The organism is Bradyrhizobium sp. USDA 4454 (assembly GCF_054822705.1).
This window is the reverse complement of record NZ_JBTRCN010000001.1, coordinates 2,622,963-2,640,497: the sequence shown is the minus strand read 5'-3', so window position 1 is coordinate 2,640,497 and position 17,535 is coordinate 2,622,963. Positions and strand designations below refer to the sequence as shown.

Genomic DNA, 17,535 nt, shown 5'->3' with positions numbered 1-17,535 from the left:
CAAGGAATGTGTCTCGACGCATCCGACGCCGAATATCCGGTATTGCTCGTTCTGCCAACAACCAAAGCCCCGCGAGCCCGGAAGCGCGTCCGCTATCCCAACCGCTGAGTCTGGTAGCCTCGCCGCAGAATCTCGTCCCACCAGGGCCTGTTGTTTAGGTACCAATATACCGTTTTCCTGATGCCAGTTTCGAAACTCTCTTGCGGGTTCCAGCCGAGGTCCCGCTCGATCTTGGACGGGTCGATGGCATAGCGGCGATCATGACCCGGACGGTCCCTGACGAACGAGATCAGGCGCCTGTGCGCGCCCGCCTCGGCTCCCTTGGCCTGATCGAGCAGTGCACAGAGCAGTTCCACGACCTCGAGATTCGTTCGCTCGCTCCTGCCGCCAATATTGTAGGTGTCCCCCACTCTCCCGTGCTGAAGAACGCGGATCAACGCGTCCGCATGATCCTCGACATACAGCCAGTCACGGACGTGCTGACCATCGCCGTAAACAGGCAGCGCCTCATCGGCCAATCCCCGGATGATCATGTGAGGGATCAGCTTCTCGGGAAACTGATAGGGTCCATAGTTGTTGGAGCAATTTGTCACCAGGGTCGGCAGTTCGTAGGTCTGGTACCACGCACGTACGAGATGATCGGAAGCGGCCTTGCTGGCCGAATAAGGCGAGTTCGGCGCGTAGGGGCTCGTCTCCACGAAATGGCCATCGATCCCCAGCGTGCCGAACACCTCGTCCGTCGAGACATGAACGAGCCGGAATGCGTCGCGCTCGGCAGGCTCCGACGCGCGCCAGTAGCGGAGGGACTCCTGCAGCAGCGTGAAGGTGCCCACAACATTGGTCTGAATGAAATCGCCGGGAGCGTCGATCGAGCGATCGACATGGCTTTCCGCAGCAAGATGGATGACCGCCTGAGGCCGGTAATGATCGAACAGCCTGCGCAAGTCCGCGCTGTTGCAGATATCCGTTCTCGAGAGAACGTAGCGTTCGCTGCCGACTGCCGACGGCACCGAGTGAAGGCTGGACGCGTAGGTCATCTTGTCGACATTGACAATCGAGGCGTCGGTGCAGTCCAGCAAACGGCGTATGACGGCAGAGCCGATGAAACCGGCTCCTCCGGTGACAAAGATGATTGCTTTGCTAGGCAGCACTGGCCCCGACCTCAGCTCGACGGTCTCGAATTGGCAAACAGATCATAGATCGACAGAAGATACTCGCCATAGCTGCTCTTCGCATTGCGAAGTGCGGCGCTACGAAAGGCCTCGAGCGAGATGTAGCCGAGCCTCAGCGCGATCTCTTCCGGACACGCAATCCGCAGGCCCTGGCGCTGCTCGAGAATTTGGACGAAATGACTGGCTTCGACCAGCGAGGCGTGCGTCCCGGTGTCCAGCCACGCGAAGCCGCGCCCCAAAATCTCGACATGCAGATCGCCACGATTCATGTAGGCGCGATTGACGTCTGTGATCTCGAGTTCGCCTCTGGCCGAGGGCCTGATCGAGGACGCAATCTTCAGGACGTCGTTGTCGTAGAAGTACAGGCCCGTCACGGCGAAATTGGATTTTGGCTGGCGCGGCTTCTCCTCGATCGAAATCGCCCTTCCATCCGCGTCGAGCTCGACGACACCGTAGTCCTGAGCCCGCTTGGCAACATAGCCGAAAATCGTGGCCCCCGAGACTCTCGCGGCGGCGCGCGCCAGCATTTCGGGGAGCCCGTGGCCGAAGAAGAGATTGTCGCCGAGGATCAAGGCGACGCTGTCGTCAGCGACGAAATCGCGCCCGACGATGAAGGCATCGGCGAGCCCACGGGGATGATCCTGGCTGGCATACTCCAGCTTGAGGCCGAAGTCCGAGCCGTCGCCCAATAATCGGCGAAACAACGGCTGATCCTGAGGCGTAGAGATAATCAGAATCTCCCGGATGCCACTCAGCATCAAGGTCGACAGCGGATAGTAGATCATCGGCTTGTCGAATATCGGCAGGAGCTGCTTCGAAACCACGGTTGTCACCGGGTAGAGGCGCGACCCGGTACCACCAGCAAGAATGATGCCCTTCATTCAATCCCGCCTGTGCAATTATCCCAATAGTCTATCAGAGGCCCGAGGTTCGGCAAACGTGCCGCCCGGTAACGGGCGCGCGGTCACGCCGAAGCAGCAAGCCGCATTTGCGCTCTTGGGCAGAAATAATAGAAAGAAATACAAGCATAATTCTTGTCGTCTTACCCGTGTCGTGCCATGTCCCTGACCCAAGAGGCGACATCGGTTGGCGATCGTGTAGGGTTAGTCTGCCCAATACGAAACCACCAACGAACCAGTCCAGACGCACAGCCGACACGGCGGTAGATGAGAATGAACGATCGCGCTATTGAGCTGGAGCCTGGTTTCGGTTGGCGCCAGGCCAAACTTGCCCTGCTCGCTTATGCCCACATCGTGGTGTGCTGCATCTCGCTGTACTGCATCACGGTCACCGAATCCTTCCCAGGCATCATCGGCTTCGACAAGTCGCATCTTGCGGCTGCGATCGTGAACGTCCTGGCGTTCAGTCCGGTCGTGATCGTGTTCGTAATCGGTCGGTTCAGCTTCGGATACCTCGTCGGCTTCTACTTCTACGTCATGGTGCTTGGATATCTCTGGCTAGTCGAATTTTCACTGCTTGACTACGATCACCGCCTGGCGCTCGTCTCGATCGTGCTGTCGGCATTTGCGTTCCTCGCCCCTGCGCTGCTCATCATCGCGCCCGTGCGGCAGGTTGTCGTGATGCCGGAACGCGCCTTTCACATGATGCCGTCCGTCATCTTGCTCGTCTCAGCGGCTATCATCGGGATCGGCTCTCTGTACAATCTCAAGCTGGTCGACCTCTCGGAGATGTACAAATATCGCGCGGAGCTGGCGCTACCGGGCGCCTTGCGATACGCGACCTGGATCGCCTCAAATGCGCTGCTGCCGCTCGCCTTTGCCTGCTTCGTCACCAGCAAGCGGCTCTGGCAGGCCGGGATCGCGCTACTTCTGATGCTTCTGTTCTACCCGATCATGCTGACCAAGATGGCGCTGTTCGCGCCGGTCTGGCTGCTGTTTCTGGCGCTCATCTGCAAGCTGGCCGAGGCCAGGGTCGCTACGATCCTTTCATTCTTCGTGCCTGTCCTGATTGGCGCGATCCTGTTCGGCCTGGTCAAGATTGGCCTGGTTCCTTTCAAGCCCGGGATGGTTTATTTCGGCACCGTCAACAACAGGATGATCGCGATCCCCTCGCTCGCCCTCGAAGTTTACAACAACTACTTCTCCGCGCACCCGCTGACCCATTTCTGCCAGATCAACGTGGTGAAGCTCGTGGTCCCGTGCGCCTACGACGAGCCGATATGGGCTGTCATGGCCAAGGCCTACGATCTCGGCGCCTTCAATGCTTCGCTGTTCGCCACCGAAGGAATCGCTTCGGTCGGGCTTGTGCTTGCCCCGCTGTCCGCGCTGGGCTGCGGCCTGATCATCGCACTCGGAAATCGCCTGTCGTCCGGCTTGCCGTCGCAATTCGTGCTGATATCCGCCGGGCTTCTGCCTCAGGTTCTCCTCAACGTACCGCTTTCGACAGCGCTGCTGACCAACGGCACCGTGCTGCTCTTCCTGCTCTGGTACGTTGCACCGCGGTCGGCCTTCGATCGGAAGGCCGCATTGACCGCCACCGTAACCGAACATCTACAAGAGGCGCACGCCGGCTAGCGCTCCGAACGTGCCGGCCATCGCTCTCCAACAGGCCGTACCGGCTGCGAGGGCAGCCGGAACGCCTACGCGCGAATGATGTTGTCTGCCGGCTGCGGGAACTTGCCACGGCAATCGACCAGCAGCGGAGCATGCGCGCCGAGCAGTTGATAGTCGAACTTGTCGTGATCGGTCGCGAGCAGGACACAGTCGAAGCGCCGCAGATTGTCCTCGGTGAGCGCGACACTCGACAGGTCGAACGAATGCGCTCGCATTTTCGGGAATGCGGGGACGTGCGGATCGCTGTAGGCGATCTTGGCGCCGAGATCGCGAAGCCTTTCCATCAGGAGCACCGAAGGCGATTCGCGAACATCATCGACATTTTTCTTGTAGGCGATGCCGAGAACCAGGATCGAGCTGCCGCTAATCGACTTGTGCCGCTGATTGAGGGCCAGCGAGATCTTCGACACCACGTAGTCCGGCATCGAGGAATTGATCTCACCGGCGAGCTCGATGAAACGCGTATGCATGCCGTATTCCCGCGCCTTCCAGGTCAGGTAGAACGGATCGATCGGAATGCAATGGCCGCCGATGCCGGGACCGGGATAGTACGGAACAAACCCGAACGGCTTGGTCGCGGCGGCGCGGATCACCTCGTGAATGTCGATCCCCATCTTGTCGGCGACCATCTTCATTTCGTTGACGAGGCCGATGTTCACCGAACGATGGATGTTCTCCAGCAGCTTGGTCAACTCGGCGGCCTGCGTCGAGCTCACCGGAACGACCTTGTCGATCACCTGGCGATAGAGGGCGATGCCGGCCTCGAGGCAGGCGGGGGTGCAACCGCCGCAGACCTTCGGGATCGACCGGGTCGAAAAATTCTGGTTGCCGGGATCTTCCCGTTCCGGCGAGAAGACGAGGAAGATGTCGTTGCCGACGGTGAAGCCGCACTTCTCGATACGTGGCTTCAATTCCTCCTCGGTCGTGCCCGGATAGGTCGTGCTTTCGAGCGACAGCACCATCCCCCGGTGGAGATATGGAAGCAGCGAATCCGTCGTGTTCAGCACGAAGCTCAGATCTGGCTCGCGATATTTGTTGAGCGGGGTCGGGACGCAGAGGATCAACGCGTCGACCTCCTTCGCACGAGAGAAATCCGTGGTCGGCTCAAAGCCGAGCTCGGTCGCTCCCTTGATGCTGTCGCTAGAAATATGCTCGATGTAAGAACGCCCGGCCCGAAGCGCATCGACCTTGGTCTGGTCGATATCAAAGCCAATGACCTTGTAACCGACCTCGCTGTAGCGAAGCATGAGCGGCAGGCCGACATAGCCCAAGCCCACGATGCCAATCCTGGCGGTCTTGCGGTCCAGCCTATCGATCAGTTCGGTATTCATGTCTAACGCTCATAGGTGGTGTGTGTTGAAATCAGCTGCCGAAAAATCCGCAAGGTCGAGCGCCTTTGGCGACGGTTGCTTAGACGCCCCGCCCCCCTCCGACAAGCCCTAAAGCGGTGGGTGGCCACCAATACCAGCGGCCGCCCCCCGTCGTCCTATTTCAAATTGTGGCGCCCGACCACCTGTAGCACCAGGTCGTAGTCACGGCGAACGTAGCTCGCCCGTCCGAGGATCGCGCGATCAATACGCTCCGAGGGCGCCATGGGCTCCGGCGTCCACCATTCGGGATGAGTGAGAAGGTGGAGTTGGCGATGTCCATGCGTGATCACTTCCGACATCGGCTTGAAACGCCAATACCCGTTGGAGTCGGAACAGTAGACGTAATCGCGCCTGTATCGGCCAGCATAGGCATTGACCAACCCGCCGATCTCCTCCGCTTCGAACTCGAGCAGATTGGTCATGTCGGGATTGTGCCAACTCATGCAGCGAACGGGAACTTCCAGCGCGAGCTCAAGTAGGCGCCGTTCGTGCTGCACGGCCGCGGCAAGTTCCGCGTCGTTCCAGTGCGTCACCGGATAAGCACCGGCATCGAAGTGCAGTCCGATTTCGTGACCTAGGCCGGCGATCCGGCGCACCAGCGCCATGATTTGAGGTTCTAGCAAATTGTGGAATGGGCAATGTGGATTGACGAAATAGGTCGCAACCGCTCCCTCCTCAGCCTCGATCTCAGCCAGCGCGGCTGCACGATGCATCGAGACGTCAACGTCATGACGCCAGATCACGTGCCTGCCGCCGGCGGGCTCGCCGTATCGCGCGAACCGGTAGCCACCAGCCTTGAGCAGCAGCAGTAGTTGTCGAAAACCGATCTCGGTGAATTCGGAGAAAGCCTGATTGGTCATATTGAAGCTCAAGCGTAATTCCGAAGTTTGGCCATTACCACCTGATCCGTCCATTTTCCGTCGATAAAGCAAGCGCGCCGCATCGTGCCTTCGATGGCCAGACCAGCTTTCTGATATGCCTTGATGGCCCGTACATTGCCGGCGAATACTGTGAGCCACACGCGTTGAAGATTTCGGTCCTTGAAGGCAAAATCAATCGCAAGCGCCACCGCCTCCGCTCCCGCGCCACGACCGCGCTCAGCCTCGTGTCCGATCCGGATCGTCAGTTCGGCGGTACGATGGATCGGATGAAGATCGATCAGCTGCACGACGCCGATCAAACGAAGGTCTGGAAGCGCGCGAATGGCGAAGACGATCTTGGTCGTTGAAGCGACGACCGATTTCAGCCAACTCTCATGAGTGGTCTCGTGAACCGGCGAGAATGGAGCGTTGAAACGGACCGTATCGGGATCGTTGATCCATTGAAACAATTGCGGAGAGTCTTCGTTTCGAATTTCAGTCAGCGCGATGACCTGCCCTCTAATCATAGCTGCCTCCAGGTAATGCCGTCGCCGGGCCCCCCTCCCACATCAGATAGTCGATCACGGAAAGGCCCGGAATGAACGCCTCGTGCGGGCCATAAGGCAGGGGCACGAAACCCTGGTTTACCAGACGGATGCCATGTTCCTGGAACAGGTCGTCCTGCTGATAGCCTCCAGCACCGCCGCCGGCAAGGTAAGCATCCCCGCCGACCGCCTTGACGAGTGATATCAGCAGTTCCGTCGCCTTGCCTGCATGCGGTAGCTCGGACTGCCGTTGAAATCGGGTCGCAAGGCCGAGGTGCTCCGCGATCGCCTTGATGGCCGCGATGTTGAACGCGACAAGGTTCGTTTCACGCTGCTCGATCAGGGGCTGCAGCAGCGCCATCGCCTCGCCAAAGTGGGGCGTCTTGCCGTAACTTGCCTGCAGCGTCGCAATCATCTTGCGACGCCAGTGCCGGCCGTCGTCGATCTCCACGGCATTGATAGGTGCCCCCGACGGCAGCCGACGGACCGGACAGGTGGCCCAGCGCGCCTCGCCCTGGATCGCAATTCGTACCCTGTTCGACCACGAACCCATGCCGCCCGATCCCGAGCGCGGATAATCGACGGCATCGAGCAGCACGAACACGTCCGCACGCCGGATCTTGTCAAAGTATCCGAGCCACGGAAAGAAGTTGGGTTGATGGATCGCAACGAGGCACCCCATTGCATGACACTCGCTACAGCCGTGTATCGAAGAACGATTTGAGCCGGCGGAACCACCACAGCCCGGCCCAGAAGATGGCCGCGCCAATCGCTGCCAGATAACAGATCATCCAGAGGCTCGGCATCGCCCCGTCCACGACTGCCAGGCGGTAGCACTCCGCGATGACATAGAACGGGTTGAATTGCAGAACGGGCCGAATGAAATCCGGGTAGGACGACAGTGGGTAGAAGATCGGAGAGGCGAACAGCAGGACGGTGAGCACATTCGGCAGCGCCAGTGCGGTATCCCGTACAAAGACGTTGAGCGCTCCCAAGAACAATCCCAGCCCCGACACGAACAGGATGTGGAGGGCCACGATCAGCGGCAGCGCCAGGTAACCCGTACCCGGCATCTCTCCTGAAATGACCTGCAAGATGAATATGATGGCGAACGCGACGACGAGCGGCACGATCCCCATCAGGGCGCCCACCATCGGCAACAACTCCGACTTGAAGGCAATGTTCTTCACGACACCGGCATTTCCAACCACGGACGTCGTTGCCGCCGACAAGCCTTCACTGATCGCGAGCCACGGCCCGTAACCGCTGAGCAGCCAGATCACGTAAGGTAAGGCGCCCGTACGCCCTGGCAACCGTCCTGGAAAAACCACGGTGAACACGAACGTGAAAATGCACATCAGCATCAGCGGCGACAGCACAGCCCATACCAGGCCCAGCGCCGACCCCAGATAACGGTCGCCCAGCGTCATGCGGAACAAATTGTTCAGCATGCCGAGGTCTCGCCGATCAAAGCCCGCCAGCATCATGTCCTGATATCCTCAAGGCGTCGCGCGGCGATCCGCGGAGGGTAGAAGATCAGCGGACGCCCACCGACCTGCCCTTCCTCGTCGATGACCTCCAGCACGCGCGACGTGACTTCCCCGTCGCATCCCTGACCGAGGAGCGCAACATCGAAGCGATACAGATCGGCTCCCAGTACGAAGGGATCCATATTGATGGTGACTGTGAAGGGTCCCGACGCCGGCAGCACCTTGCCCACCTCCCCAAGACGCCGCCGCCAGACCAGTCGTCCGTCGACCCGCGTCAGAACAAGCTCGAGATCAAGCGTCGGCAGGGCCGGATCGATCCGGCCCCGCACCACGATCGCCAACGGCACCATCGCAAGCGCGGTCGCCTTGCATGCGTCTCCGCGTTGAATGATTTCGACCGCATCGAGCTGAAGCGGCGCAGCCCGATCCGCCAAGCGCCCTTCAAACTTGCGCATCAGCTCCGCCTCATCCGCCTCGCGCACGGCGGCTTCGTAGGCCTTGGTGACGACCTGGGGCGAGCCGTCCATGACAAGCCGGCCGCCATCGAGCCAGAGGCATCGTGAGCACATTTCGACGATCGAACCGAGACCATGACTCACGACGATGACAATACGGCCACTGGCCGCGACTTCCCGCATGCGCCGCGTCGCCTTGGCCGCGAAGAAGGCATCGCCGACCGAGAGCGTCTCGTCGATGACGAGAATGTCGGGATTGATGAACGCGCCCATCGAGAACGCGAGACGGGCCTTCATCCCCGAAGAATAGGTTCGCACCGGGCGATCGATGAATTCACCGAGTTCGGCGAACGCGATGATTTCATCGGCGACTTGATCGATCTGCTGCCGGCTGCGGCCGTGCACGGCAGCGTCGAGGAAAATGTTGTCGCGGCCGCTCATGTCCTCGCGCAGCACCGCGCCCACGGTAAGCATCGCGTGCAGGTCGCCATCGACCTCCACAGAGCCTGAGGTCGGCTCTGTCAGCCCCGCAATGATTGAGAGCAACGTCGTCTTGCCGGCACCGTTGCGGCCGATGATACCGACGCGTTCGCCCTCAGCCACCGCAAAGCTGATCTGGTCGAGTGCCCGCACATGACGCGTCGTGATTTCGCGCTTGCCGGTGCGCAGCGCCTCGATCAGCGACACGGGGCCGCCGCCATGGTCGGCAAGCGCAAAAACCTTGGCTACATCCCTCACCCGAATTGCCGCGCGCATCAACCGACCACTTTCCACTCGGCCGGCAGGCTGAAACCGCGTCCGTCCATCCCCTCGACGCCGAGCTCCAGCCCGTTGCCGTCGAGCCAGCTGAATCCGTCGAGGACAATCTTGACCGCCGAGTTGTGCAGGTCCGACATCACCAGGTGCATGCTGATCTGATAGCTGCCCGGCGGCAGCGGCAATGCCGGAATATCGACGCTGAACGCGTAGCGCCCCGGCTCTTCGCCGACCGGCGTGGTCCGGCGCGACATCAGCCCGGTCTCCCAGCCGTAGGCCGGCTGCAGGCGCTCGACCGCAACCACCACACCGACCTCCGCCCGGGCGAGGATCTCGACCTTGGCCTCAAGACTGAAATCCGTTCCCGTCATGATCGTGCGCGGGTAGACCGGCGCGCTCGCGAAGCGCGCGATGCCGTCCCGGTAGGTCGATTTAGCCTGCTCGCCGTAGAGATAGCGCCGCACGGCACGTTCTGCCGGCCCGGAAAAGACCACCTTGCCACGGTCCAGCACGTGCGCCGTTTCGCACAGGCGCACGATCGCCGACCAATCGTGCGTCACGAGGACACCCGAGGCCCCGCCTGAGACCCGTTCGCGCAATCGCCGCCAGCACTTCGACTGAAAATGCTGATCGCCGACCGCAAGCACCTCGTCGAGCAGATAGACCTCGTATTGCCCGGCGGTCGCGGTCGAGAAATAGAGCCGCGCGCTCATGCCGGCTGAATATGTCAGTACCGGGTCCTCGAACCGGTCTCCAAGTTCGGAGAAGTCGTGGATATCCAGGATCATTGCCGCGCGCTCCCCGGGCGAAAACCCGTGCACGGTCAACAGCCGATCGGCGTATTGCCGCCCGGTGAGCTCCGGATTGCCAACGAGGCCGAGCTCGTAGAGGCCCGACATCGCCCCGTGCACCGCGACCCGGCCGGAATCCGGCGCGTAAACGCCGCCGATGACCCGAAGCAGCGTCGACTTGCCGGCCCCGTTGCGGCCGAGCACACCCAGGAACTGTCCTTTGGGTACGTCGAAGCTGACGTCCTCCAGCGCCGTGAAGTGAGGGACATCGCCGCGCAGTCCAAATGCCAGTCGCCAGGCGCTGCCGCCGTCGACAAGTGCAAAACTCTTCGAGACGCCCTGACAGGTGATCGCAACGGCCCGCGACATCATGCCTTCGCCTGCTGCCTATGCCGACAGATGTAACGCCATTCTGGCACAATTTGCATCCGCCTCTGGACCGCGAGCCAAGCGAGCCATGCGACCAATCGGATTGACCACGAATAACGGACTACCCGACAATCAGGTGAAGAACTAACAATCGGTCGTTCAAACATTTCCAAGGTCGAAGTACACATAATTTGATGCAGCACATTCGGGCGCCCAGAATCGTCCCGCCGAAGCCGGTCCGCAGAGCAACCCGATGCATCACGTCTCTCTGGGCGCCGGATCGTTCATCGGATGTTCGGACGATCGTGTCTGGCTGTTATTTCGTCGTACCAACGACCCATCGCGCTCGCGTAGCCGTCAATCGCTCTCTGCAGCCGAGCCCGCGGTGACATGATCTCGGGAGTCCACCACTCCGGATGCGTAAGCACTTGCAGCCGCTCCTCCGTAGCCTCCTCAAGCACCGTCTTGAGACGTCGGTAGCGCCAGACGCCGTTGCTATCGGACACATAGCCATAACTCGCCTTGAGCGAGCGGCCGTATGCGTTGATCATGCCAGCGACGATATCATCCTCGAGTTCGGATTGATCGATAATACCGAATAGGTGAAAACTAATCGCCACCGGCGGTGAACCAAATTCGTCTGCGATCAAATCGCGTTCACGGGCTATTGCGTTCAACAAGGCCTGCCCACGCAGCATCTCACCATAATATGTCGGGTCGAAATGCAACGCGATGTCGTGCCCCAGCGACTGTATGCGGCGTACGCATTCAGCTACGTCGGCTGACATCAGATTGTAGTAGAGACACCTCGGAAGCAGGAAATAGGTTGCCTTCACGCCTTCCTCGGCCTCGATCTCGGCAACCTTCGCAGCGCGATGCATCGATACGTCACAGTCGTGGCGCCAAAGAATTGTGCCGCTGGCACCGGCTGAGGGAAAATCAACGGTCCGATAGGACGATTTGGCAAGCCGAAGCAGTTGTCGATAACTTGCCTCAGTGAAGTCACCGAATTCCAATGAGTGCTGACGATCTGGCGACATCCGTGGTCAGTCCAATCCAATCTTTAGATGAACCCGTTGCGAAGAGAGTTCAAGACAACCTCCTTCAAGTCCGTCGTTCTGACAGTACCGTTCAGTTCCAAAATCCATCGGCCTCAGCAACCCATCGACAACAGAAAACGTTCCGCGACGCCATCGATCATTCGATCCGGCGCGCCATTGATGTCCAATGCCGAAGCGTCGGGGAACTTGGAGCCCATATTCTCTCTTAAAATCACAATTTTGTCGCTTCGAGATACACCCCGAAGCGATGCCGATCACCCTTCCAACCGTATCGCTTGATATGTGCGATTGAGAATCCTCTCAAAGCGCCTTGAATCTCATAGTCACGGAAGTGATGGAAGTGAATTGCATCTCGATAGAGCTCGGCTCTTTCCGTCCAGATTAGGGTTGCCAAATACAGCCTTCCGCCCGGCCTCAATACGCGCGCCGCTTCCGCTACGGCCGTTTGGTAATCAAAAACGTGATCGAGGCTGGTCAGGAAAGACACACAATCGAACGTGGCCTCAGCAAACGGAAGAAATTCGGCCATGCCAACAACGCGAAATTGCTCGCTTCTGCCGAGCGATGGCTCGATCCCAAGATATTCGCAAGAGGGCGGGAACATGCGCCGGCTCAAATCCGGGCTGTCGCAACCAATGTCCAGAACCAGCCCACGGGCGGTGGCAAGCAAGGCTCGAGAGCGGAACACGTGGCGCTTGTACCAGGGATCGTCGAATGGCGTATTCAAATCGCCTCCGGTGTTCTTGACGGCGCATAAATACAGATACTGATCAAAGGCGCTCTTTATCGAGCCGATCGACAGAGCCTCGATGTGCCGATCAGCGAAATGCCGCGCGGCCTGGGGCAAAAGAACAGGCAATCTATTGTCGATGGGAAACGATTCGCCTGAACTCGTGGACAGATCGACACCATTGAAATGCAGTGGCAGGCCCGAGTCAGGCGAAATGAGCTTTCCACTGATTTGACCAAATTCTACAGCGCTGGCGTGTTCTGCAGGATCATCAAGAACGAGCTCAAGAAGATCATCACTTTCGTCCACTTCGACATCACGCCAAGAAGTTCGCAGCCAATCCATAGTCATTCAGCTTTCTCGATGGCACAAGCGGGATATTCCGTCTTTCAGTCCAATCGTCGGCCGCCCAAGCAGTTTCACCATTCGGTCGGTCGCGCCCACATAGTGGTCAGGTGGCTTGTCGACAGGCTCAATCGCGACGCGATGATTCGATACATTCGCAATCAGCTCCACAATCTCCCGAAGTGACGCGATCTCAGGACCGGCGACATTGATAGCATAAGACTCTTTGAGGTCCAGTGCTGCCATAGTCGCTCGCGCGGCATCGTCGACATAGATTGGGTTGAGGCGCGGACCACACGCCTCAGCAAGGCGGATCGGCTCTCCGCGCGCAATTGCGTTCCTGATTCGCGCAATAAGAAAGTCTTCATTTTGCCCGGGGCCGTATATGAAGAAGTATCTGAGGCGCGAGACGACAAGATGTGGCTCAAAACACCGCAACAATGTTTCGGCTGACGCCTTCGCCTGGAGGTAGAAACCCAACTCGTTGATCGGCCGAATTGGCGCATCCTCGTTCAAAGCCTGAGCGGATGGTCCGTATATTCCACCGGACGAGGCCAGAATGAACTGGCCGGCGCCGTGGCTGACACCGTATTCCGCCAAACGTGCAGCTGCGGCAATCGCGACCGCCGCTATGGCGCCCGTCTCCCTTGGGAAATCCTTCCAGCCGCCTGCTTGCGCAAGATGAACGATTGCATCGACTCGACCTACCTGTCGCAGCTCCGATGAAAAGTTGCCTGACAGATCGGCTTCCACAGCGCGCATATTGCCGTCGCACGCTAGCTGCGTTCCCGGCCTGATCAACGCTGTTACAGAAGCTCCCCTGCCCTGCAGCAGGCCTAGCAGGCGAGAGCCAACGAACCCGGTACCGCCCGTCAGCAAGACGTGACGATCCGACAGATCCAATCCGGAATGTCCCATGTTCTGCGAAGCCATTCGCTCTTACTCTAGCGTCGCGGGAGGCCGGCCATGCCGATGCAGGTGGTCGTAGACCCGTTCATAGCGTTCGGCCAACACGTCCCTGGACCACCAGCGCTCCGCGTGCACGCGGCTCGTGGCGCCGATGCGGGCGCGTTCGCCCGAATCGGCCACCAGCCCTCGCAGCACCTCGTAGATGGTTTCCTCCGACGCGTCGACGATCGGACACTCGGCAATGGCCTGGACGGCGGGCAGACCGCGTGCCTCGACCTTGTTGACCCGACCAACGACGGGACGCCCGAGCATCATGCCTTCCCGCGCGGTGGCGCCATAGCGGCCATAGTTGAGCTGATCGACGATGATATCGGCTTGCGCGAGCATCCAGCGATTGTCGACGCTCGGCACGTCTTTGCGAAATAGCAACCGGACCGGATGCCCCTCCGCCTTCAGCCGATCGATTGCAGCAACAACCGCGCCGGTCCCCTTGACGTTGACGCCCTGGCGGGTGCGCATCTCATAGTTGCCGACCGAGTGATAGATCAGGATTTCACCGTCGGCCTTGGGCTCGCGCCACAATTCGGGTACGGCAATTGTCCGCGCAAGTTCCGGGTGCCAGAACTCGGGATCGACGGCGAAGGACAGCGGCTCGCGAAAAACAGCGGCCGCATCCCGAAAATCGAGTGGCGGGTCGGTCTCGATGCAGATCAGATCGGCCAGTTGCCGGACCTTCCAGCCCCAGGCAGACATGCGATGATCGGAACAGATCTCGGGCCGGTCGCGCCATGCGCATTTCGGGCACATTCCGGGACTCCAGGCCTCGAAGCCCGTTTGCGTGATCAAGTCATGGCATCCGGTGATGCTGTAGGCGATCTTCGCGCCGCGTCGCTTCAGTTCCAGCACATCCCAAGGGATGCTGTCGTGATTTTTCGAGATGTCGTCATAGTTGTAGGGAAAGAACGACAGGGTCCCCACGCCGGCGAAATGAAACATGTCAAATCGCTCGGCCGCTTCCTGGAATCGCTCACGCAAGACCTGTTGCTGTTTGTTGGCGTCCGCTTCGAACAGGTTCCAATCATGGCCGTGGAAATGCTGGGCGTAGTCGGAGTTCGGGTCAATAATTGCCATCGACACGGCATCCCAGCCGCGCTTGCGCAACGAGCCGGCCAGAAAGTGAAAGTTGTAATAGCTCGGATTGACGAAGAGAACCGAACGGCGGCGGGGAACGGCAGGACTCCCTTCAGGCCGCGGAACGTCTTGAATGGGCTCCTCGCCATAAGGCGGATTGAGCGTGGGCGGCTGCCCCGCGGCTTCGATATGGTGCAACGCCATCAAGCTCTTAGGGAAAGCAAGACCAAGCGCGATCATCAGCCGACGGCGGCGAACGTCAGGATTGGCCCGTTCCGGCCGGAATCCGAGCGGCCAGGTCGTTAAACTCTCCCCGCCGCCGGTTGCTTGATCAGAGGTAATCAAGGTCCTCCACACCAGTTCGTTGTCACGCGTCGACGAAGCGATCAACGCGCGCACAGCGAGACTGCTCTTCTCCGACCAACAGTCGTCGCGAGACTGGGGATCGACGGATATGCATTCGGCCAGCTTCCACTCGACGACCGTGTCCCGGGCCCACTCCCGCAATTCGGATTTGTTCGGTACAAGTGCAACCAGATCTGCCGGAAGGTCCGCTCTAACCTGGAACAACGTAACCGAAGTCGACGCGCGGATCGGCAATAGCCGCAAGCGGCGCGACCTGGTGCCCACCGTTCGGAACAGGACGGAAGCGTAAGTCCCACCGAACGGCTTCATACCCGTGATCACGGCATCTTTGGCGCGAAGGACGCGCGTCGCGTCAACCTCTGCCTTCGACTGCGAACGTGCGGTCCGGAGGGCATCCCTCCACTTCTTCGCGCGGCGTACCACGTTGAACGAAATGGTAGTCATCAACGACTTCAAAACTGGCGACCTTTCGTGGGGCCGAGCGACCGTGCAAACATCTGGATACAGATGGCCAGCCAGCTACTCCGGATCAAGGAGCTGATGTCCTCGGCCGGCACTTTAGGTGAGGCAAGTCGGCCGACTCCGACATCGGAAGATCAACTCGGCATCGGCGCACAGCATCCGGGCGTGGCGACGACTCAGCTCTACACACATCGATCCGACAATTTGTCTTTGTTGAGATCGCGCGGGAAATTGCTCCGTCGGGATATTACCCGCGGTTCTCGACATGCGCGCGCAACGCGTATTCGACGTTGATCAGCGACCAAATCAGCAGTCTGCGATTCTCCCGACCGTTGAGGTGATCATCGACCAGTTCCCTGATCGGCTTGGGATCGAGATAGCGATAGATCTTCGCCTGATCATCGAACAGGACGCTGCGGACGAAGTCGATGCTTTGGCCCTTGAACCAGCTTGCGTCAGGACCGGAGAAGCCTTGCTTCTCACGCTCCACGACTTCCTGGGGGATGTGCTGCTGCATCACGTTTCGCAACAGCCTCTTGCCATCACGGGCCTTCTGAAAGTACCGGGCCGTCTTCCTGCCCAGCGCGTTCTCATCCATTGCGACGACTTCATCGAGCTTGCCGAGCTTCATCCGGACCGGCAGCTTCATGGCGAAATCGACCAGATCGTTGTCGAGAAACGGGACGCGCGTTTCCAGCGAATGCGCCATCGACAGCTTGTCTTCGACCGTCAGCAAGCCGTGCAGAAACGTCTTGGCCTCCAGATAGAGCGAATGATTGACGTAGTCCTCCGGACGGGTCAGACACTCGGCGTGCTGGCTGAAGATGTCCCGGAAGATGTCGCGCGTCCAGACACCCTGCACCTCGCTCCATATTGGCGCAAACACGCGCTTCAGCACGCTGTTCGGAATCAGCCGCTGCCAGTACTGATAGTACTTGTCGATATATTCCTCGAAGCTCTGGTTCACGACCGCGCGGTAGTAACGCCAGGGATAGCCACCGAAGATCTCGTCACCGCCCGTTCCAGCAAGCACGACTTTGTTGAACTTGCTGGCGAGCTGGGCGACGTAGTAGTTCGGGTAGCTCTGTCCGACGCGCGGCTCCTCCAGATGCCAGGCCAGCTTGGGAAGCACACGCTCCATGTCGCCCGATTTCAGCACCATCTCGTAGTGCTCGGTGCGAAACAGATACGACATTCTTTCCGAGGCCGCACGCTCGTCGTATTGCAGCTCGATGCCCGACACGGAGCTCAGGTCGAAACCGCAGGTGAACGTGCGCATGTAGCTCAGCGACTGCGCCGCGATCGCTGTGATCGTGCCTGAGTCCATTCCGCCCGACAGATACGCGCCGATGTCCACGTCCGACACCAGCTGCCGCTTCACCGCCTGTTGAATCAGATGGTCGAGCTCGTCCTGATAGTCCGCCTCCGACCGGGTCGTCTCCGGCTCCTGAAAATTGTAATCCCAGTATCGCGTCAGTCGCGGCTGGGTTCCGGGCGCATCCTCAGGCGATATGCTCAGATAGCAGCCCGCCGGAAGGATGCGGACGCCCTTGAGCAAGGTTCGGTCCGTAAAGAAATTCTGGAACGTGAAGTATTCGAGCAAGCCTTCGGAATCGAGCCGCGCGTCGAAGTCTGGAGCGGCACGAAACGCCTTCGATTCCGATGCAAACAGCAACTGGTTTCCGCCGAACCAATAATACAACGGCTTGATCCCGTAGCGATCCCGCGCAAGCGTAAGCCGGCGTTCCTTGCGGTCCCACAGCGCGAAGGCGAACATGCCGTTGAAGCGCTGCAGGGCATCATGCCCCCACGCAGCGGTCGCCTGCAGCAGGACTTCGGTATCGCTGGTCGACCTGAAGACATGCCCCTGCGCTTCGAGTTCGGCGCGGAGCTCCCGATAATTGTAGATCTCGCCGTTGTACGAAATCACAAACCGGCCGTCGGCGGTTTGCATCGGCTGCGCGCCGGTCGGGCTCAGATCGATGATCGCCAGCCGGCGATGCCCGAGACCGATCGAACCGTCGATCCAATGGCCTTCGCCGTCAGGACCACGATGCGCGATCGCCTGCGTCATTGCACGCAGCGCATCCGGGGACACCGGCCGCCCATCGAAGTTAAGAATGCCTGCGACGCCGCACATGCCTAAATCC

General features: G+C 59.8%; 15 protein-coding genes. 1 reads left to right on the top strand and 14 read right to left on the bottom strand.

Annotated features, from left to right (window positions below; genetic code table 11):
• Positions 1-92: 92 nt before the first annotated feature.
• Complete coding sequence (gene rfbB, locus ACVIW0_RS12045) at positions 93-1,151, bottom strand: dTDP-glucose 4,6-dehydratase (protein WP_461352527.1); 1,059 nt, start codon at positions 1,149-1,151, stop codon at positions 93-95.
• Positions 1,152-1,162: 11 nt separating this feature from the next.
• The gene (rfbA, locus tag ACVIW0_RS12040; RefSeq protein ID WP_461352526.1) at positions 1,163-2,053 is read right to left on the bottom strand and encodes a glucose-1-phosphate thymidylyltransferase RfbA; all 891 of its coding nucleotides are present in this window, start codon (positions 2,051-2,053) and stop codon (positions 1,163-1,165) included.
• 291 nt (positions 2,054-2,344) lie between these two features.
• Here rfbA and ACVIW0_RS12035 point away from each other — a divergent pair, with 291 nt between their 5' ends.
• On the top strand, positions 2,345-3,706 hold the full coding sequence (locus tag ACVIW0_RS12035) for a hypothetical protein (RefSeq protein ID WP_461352525.1): 1,362 nt from the start codon (positions 2,345-2,347) through the stop codon (positions 3,704-3,706).
• Between the two features lie 65 nt (positions 3,707-3,771).
• Here the strand turns inward: ACVIW0_RS12035 and ACVIW0_RS12030 are convergent, their stop codons facing one another.
• From ACVIW0_RS12030 to asnB, 12 genes are all read right to left on the bottom strand, one after another.
• Positions 3,772-5,076, bottom strand: a complete 1,305-nt coding sequence (locus tag ACVIW0_RS12030; protein ID WP_461352524.1) for a nucleotide sugar dehydrogenase — start codon at positions 5,074-5,076, stop codon at positions 3,772-3,774.
• 155 nt (positions 5,077-5,231) lie between these two features.
• Entirely contained in the window at positions 5,232-5,975 is a 744-nt protein-coding gene (locus tag ACVIW0_RS12025) for a hypothetical protein (RefSeq protein ID WP_461352523.1), read from the bottom strand.
• Positions 5,976-5,983: 8 nt separating this feature from the next.
• Positions 5,984-6,502, bottom strand: coding sequence for a GNAT family N-acetyltransferase (locus tag ACVIW0_RS12020; protein WP_461352522.1), 519 nt, complete (start codon positions 6,500-6,502; stop codon positions 5,984-5,986).
• Complete coding sequence (locus tag ACVIW0_RS12015) at positions 6,495-7,202, bottom strand: WbqC family protein (protein ID WP_461352521.1); 708 nt, start codon at positions 7,200-7,202, stop codon at positions 6,495-6,497. Before ACVIW0_RS12015 ends, ACVIW0_RS12020 begins: the two co-directional genes overlap by 8 nt.
• A 13-nt stretch (positions 7,203-7,215) precedes the next feature.
• Positions 7,216-8,007 carry an ABC transporter permease gene (locus tag ACVIW0_RS12010; protein WP_461352520.1) on the bottom strand — a complete coding sequence of 264 codons (792 nt, stop codon included), beginning with the start codon at positions 8,005-8,007 and terminating at the stop codon, positions 7,216-7,218.
• Positions 8,004-9,221 (bottom strand): ABC transporter ATP-binding protein, encoded by a 1,218-nt coding sequence (locus tag ACVIW0_RS12005; protein WP_461352519.1) that lies wholly within the window; start codon positions 9,219-9,221, stop codon positions 8,004-8,006. The genes ACVIW0_RS12010 and ACVIW0_RS12005 overlap by 4 nt, the downstream gene beginning before the upstream one ends.
• Positions 9,221-10,381 carry an ABC transporter ATP-binding protein gene (locus ACVIW0_RS12000; protein ID WP_461352518.1) on the bottom strand — a complete coding sequence of 387 codons (1,161 nt, stop codon included), beginning with the start codon at positions 10,379-10,381 and terminating at the stop codon, positions 9,221-9,223. The genes ACVIW0_RS12005 and ACVIW0_RS12000 overlap by 1 nt, the downstream gene beginning before the upstream one ends.
• 284 nt (positions 10,382-10,665) lie before the next feature.
• On the bottom strand, positions 10,666-11,421 hold the full coding sequence (locus ACVIW0_RS11995) for a polysaccharide deacetylase family protein (protein WP_461352517.1): 756 nt from the start codon (positions 11,419-11,421) through the stop codon (positions 10,666-10,668).
• Positions 11,422-11,653: 232 nt separating this feature from the next.
• The gene (locus tag ACVIW0_RS11990) at positions 11,654-12,523 is read right to left on the bottom strand and encodes a class I SAM-dependent methyltransferase (protein WP_461352516.1); all 870 of its coding nucleotides are present in this window, start codon (positions 12,521-12,523) and stop codon (positions 11,654-11,656) included.
• Positions 12,524-13,450 (bottom strand): NAD-dependent epimerase/dehydratase family protein, encoded by a 927-nt coding sequence (locus ACVIW0_RS11985; RefSeq protein ID WP_461352515.1) that lies wholly within the window; start codon positions 13,448-13,450, stop codon positions 12,524-12,526.
• 6 nt (positions 13,451-13,456) lie between these two features.
• The gene (locus ACVIW0_RS11980; protein ID WP_461352514.1) at positions 13,457-15,367 is read right to left on the bottom strand and encodes a glycosyltransferase; all 1,911 of its coding nucleotides are present in this window, start codon (positions 15,365-15,367) and stop codon (positions 13,457-13,459) included.
• Between the two features lie 265 nt (positions 15,368-15,632).
• The gene (asnB, locus tag ACVIW0_RS11975) at positions 15,633-17,525 is read right to left on the bottom strand and encodes an asparagine synthase (glutamine-hydrolyzing) (RefSeq protein WP_461352513.1); all 1,893 of its coding nucleotides are present in this window, start codon (positions 17,523-17,525) and stop codon (positions 15,633-15,635) included.
• Positions 17,526-17,535 lie beyond the last annotated feature (10 nt).

Excerpts from the sequence above, each read along its gene's own strand:
- rfbA (WP_461352526.1), bottom strand. The coding sequence starts at position 2,053 with ATGAAGGGCATCATTCTTGCTGGTGGTACCGGGTCGCGCCTCTACCCG.
- ACVIW0_RS12035 (WP_461352525.1), top strand. The coding sequence starts at position 2,345 with ATGAACGATCGCGCTATTGAGCTGGAGCCTGGTTTCGGTTGGCGCCAG.
- ACVIW0_RS12030 (WP_461352524.1), bottom strand. The coding sequence starts at position 5,076 with ATGAATACCGAACTGATCGATAGGCTGGACCGCAAGACCGCCAGGATT.
- ACVIW0_RS12025 (WP_461352523.1), bottom strand. The coding sequence starts at position 5,975 with ATGACCAATCAGGCTTTCTCCGAATTCACCGAGATCGGTTTTCGACAA.
- ACVIW0_RS12020 (WP_461352522.1), bottom strand. The coding sequence starts at position 6,502 with ATGATTAGAGGGCAGGTCATCGCGCTGACTGAAATTCGAAACGAAGAC.
- ACVIW0_RS12015 (WP_461352521.1), bottom strand. The coding sequence starts at position 7,202 with ATGGGGTGCCTCGTTGCGATCCATCAACCCAACTTCTTTCCGTGGCTC.
- ACVIW0_RS12010 (WP_461352520.1), bottom strand. The coding sequence starts at position 8,007 with ATGATGCTGGCGGGCTTTGATCGGCGAGACCTCGGCATGCTGAACAAT.
- ACVIW0_RS12005 (WP_461352519.1), bottom strand. The coding sequence starts at position 9,221 with ATGCGCGCGGCAATTCGGGTGAGGGATGTAGCCAAGGTTTTTGCGCTT.
- ACVIW0_RS12000 (WP_461352518.1), bottom strand. The coding sequence starts at position 10,381 with ATGTCGCGGGCCGTTGCGATCACCTGTCAGGGCGTCTCGAAGAGTTTT.
- ACVIW0_RS11995 (WP_461352517.1), bottom strand. The coding sequence starts at position 11,421 with ATGTCGCCAGATCGTCAGCACTCATTGGAATTCGGTGACTTCACTGAG.
- ACVIW0_RS11990 (WP_461352516.1), bottom strand. The coding sequence starts at position 12,523 with ATGACTATGGATTGGCTGCGAACTTCTTGGCGTGATGTCGAAGTGGAC.
- ACVIW0_RS11985 (WP_461352515.1), bottom strand. The coding sequence starts at position 13,450 with ATGGCTTCGCAGAACATGGGACATTCCGGATTGGATCTGTCGGATCGT.
- ACVIW0_RS11980 (WP_461352514.1), bottom strand. The coding sequence starts at position 15,367 with ATGACTACCATTTCGTTCAACGTGGTACGCCGCGCGAAGAAGTGGAGG.
- asnB (WP_461352513.1), bottom strand. The coding sequence starts at position 17,525 with ATGTGCGGCGTCGCAGGCATTCTTAACTTCGATGGGCGGCCGGTGTCC.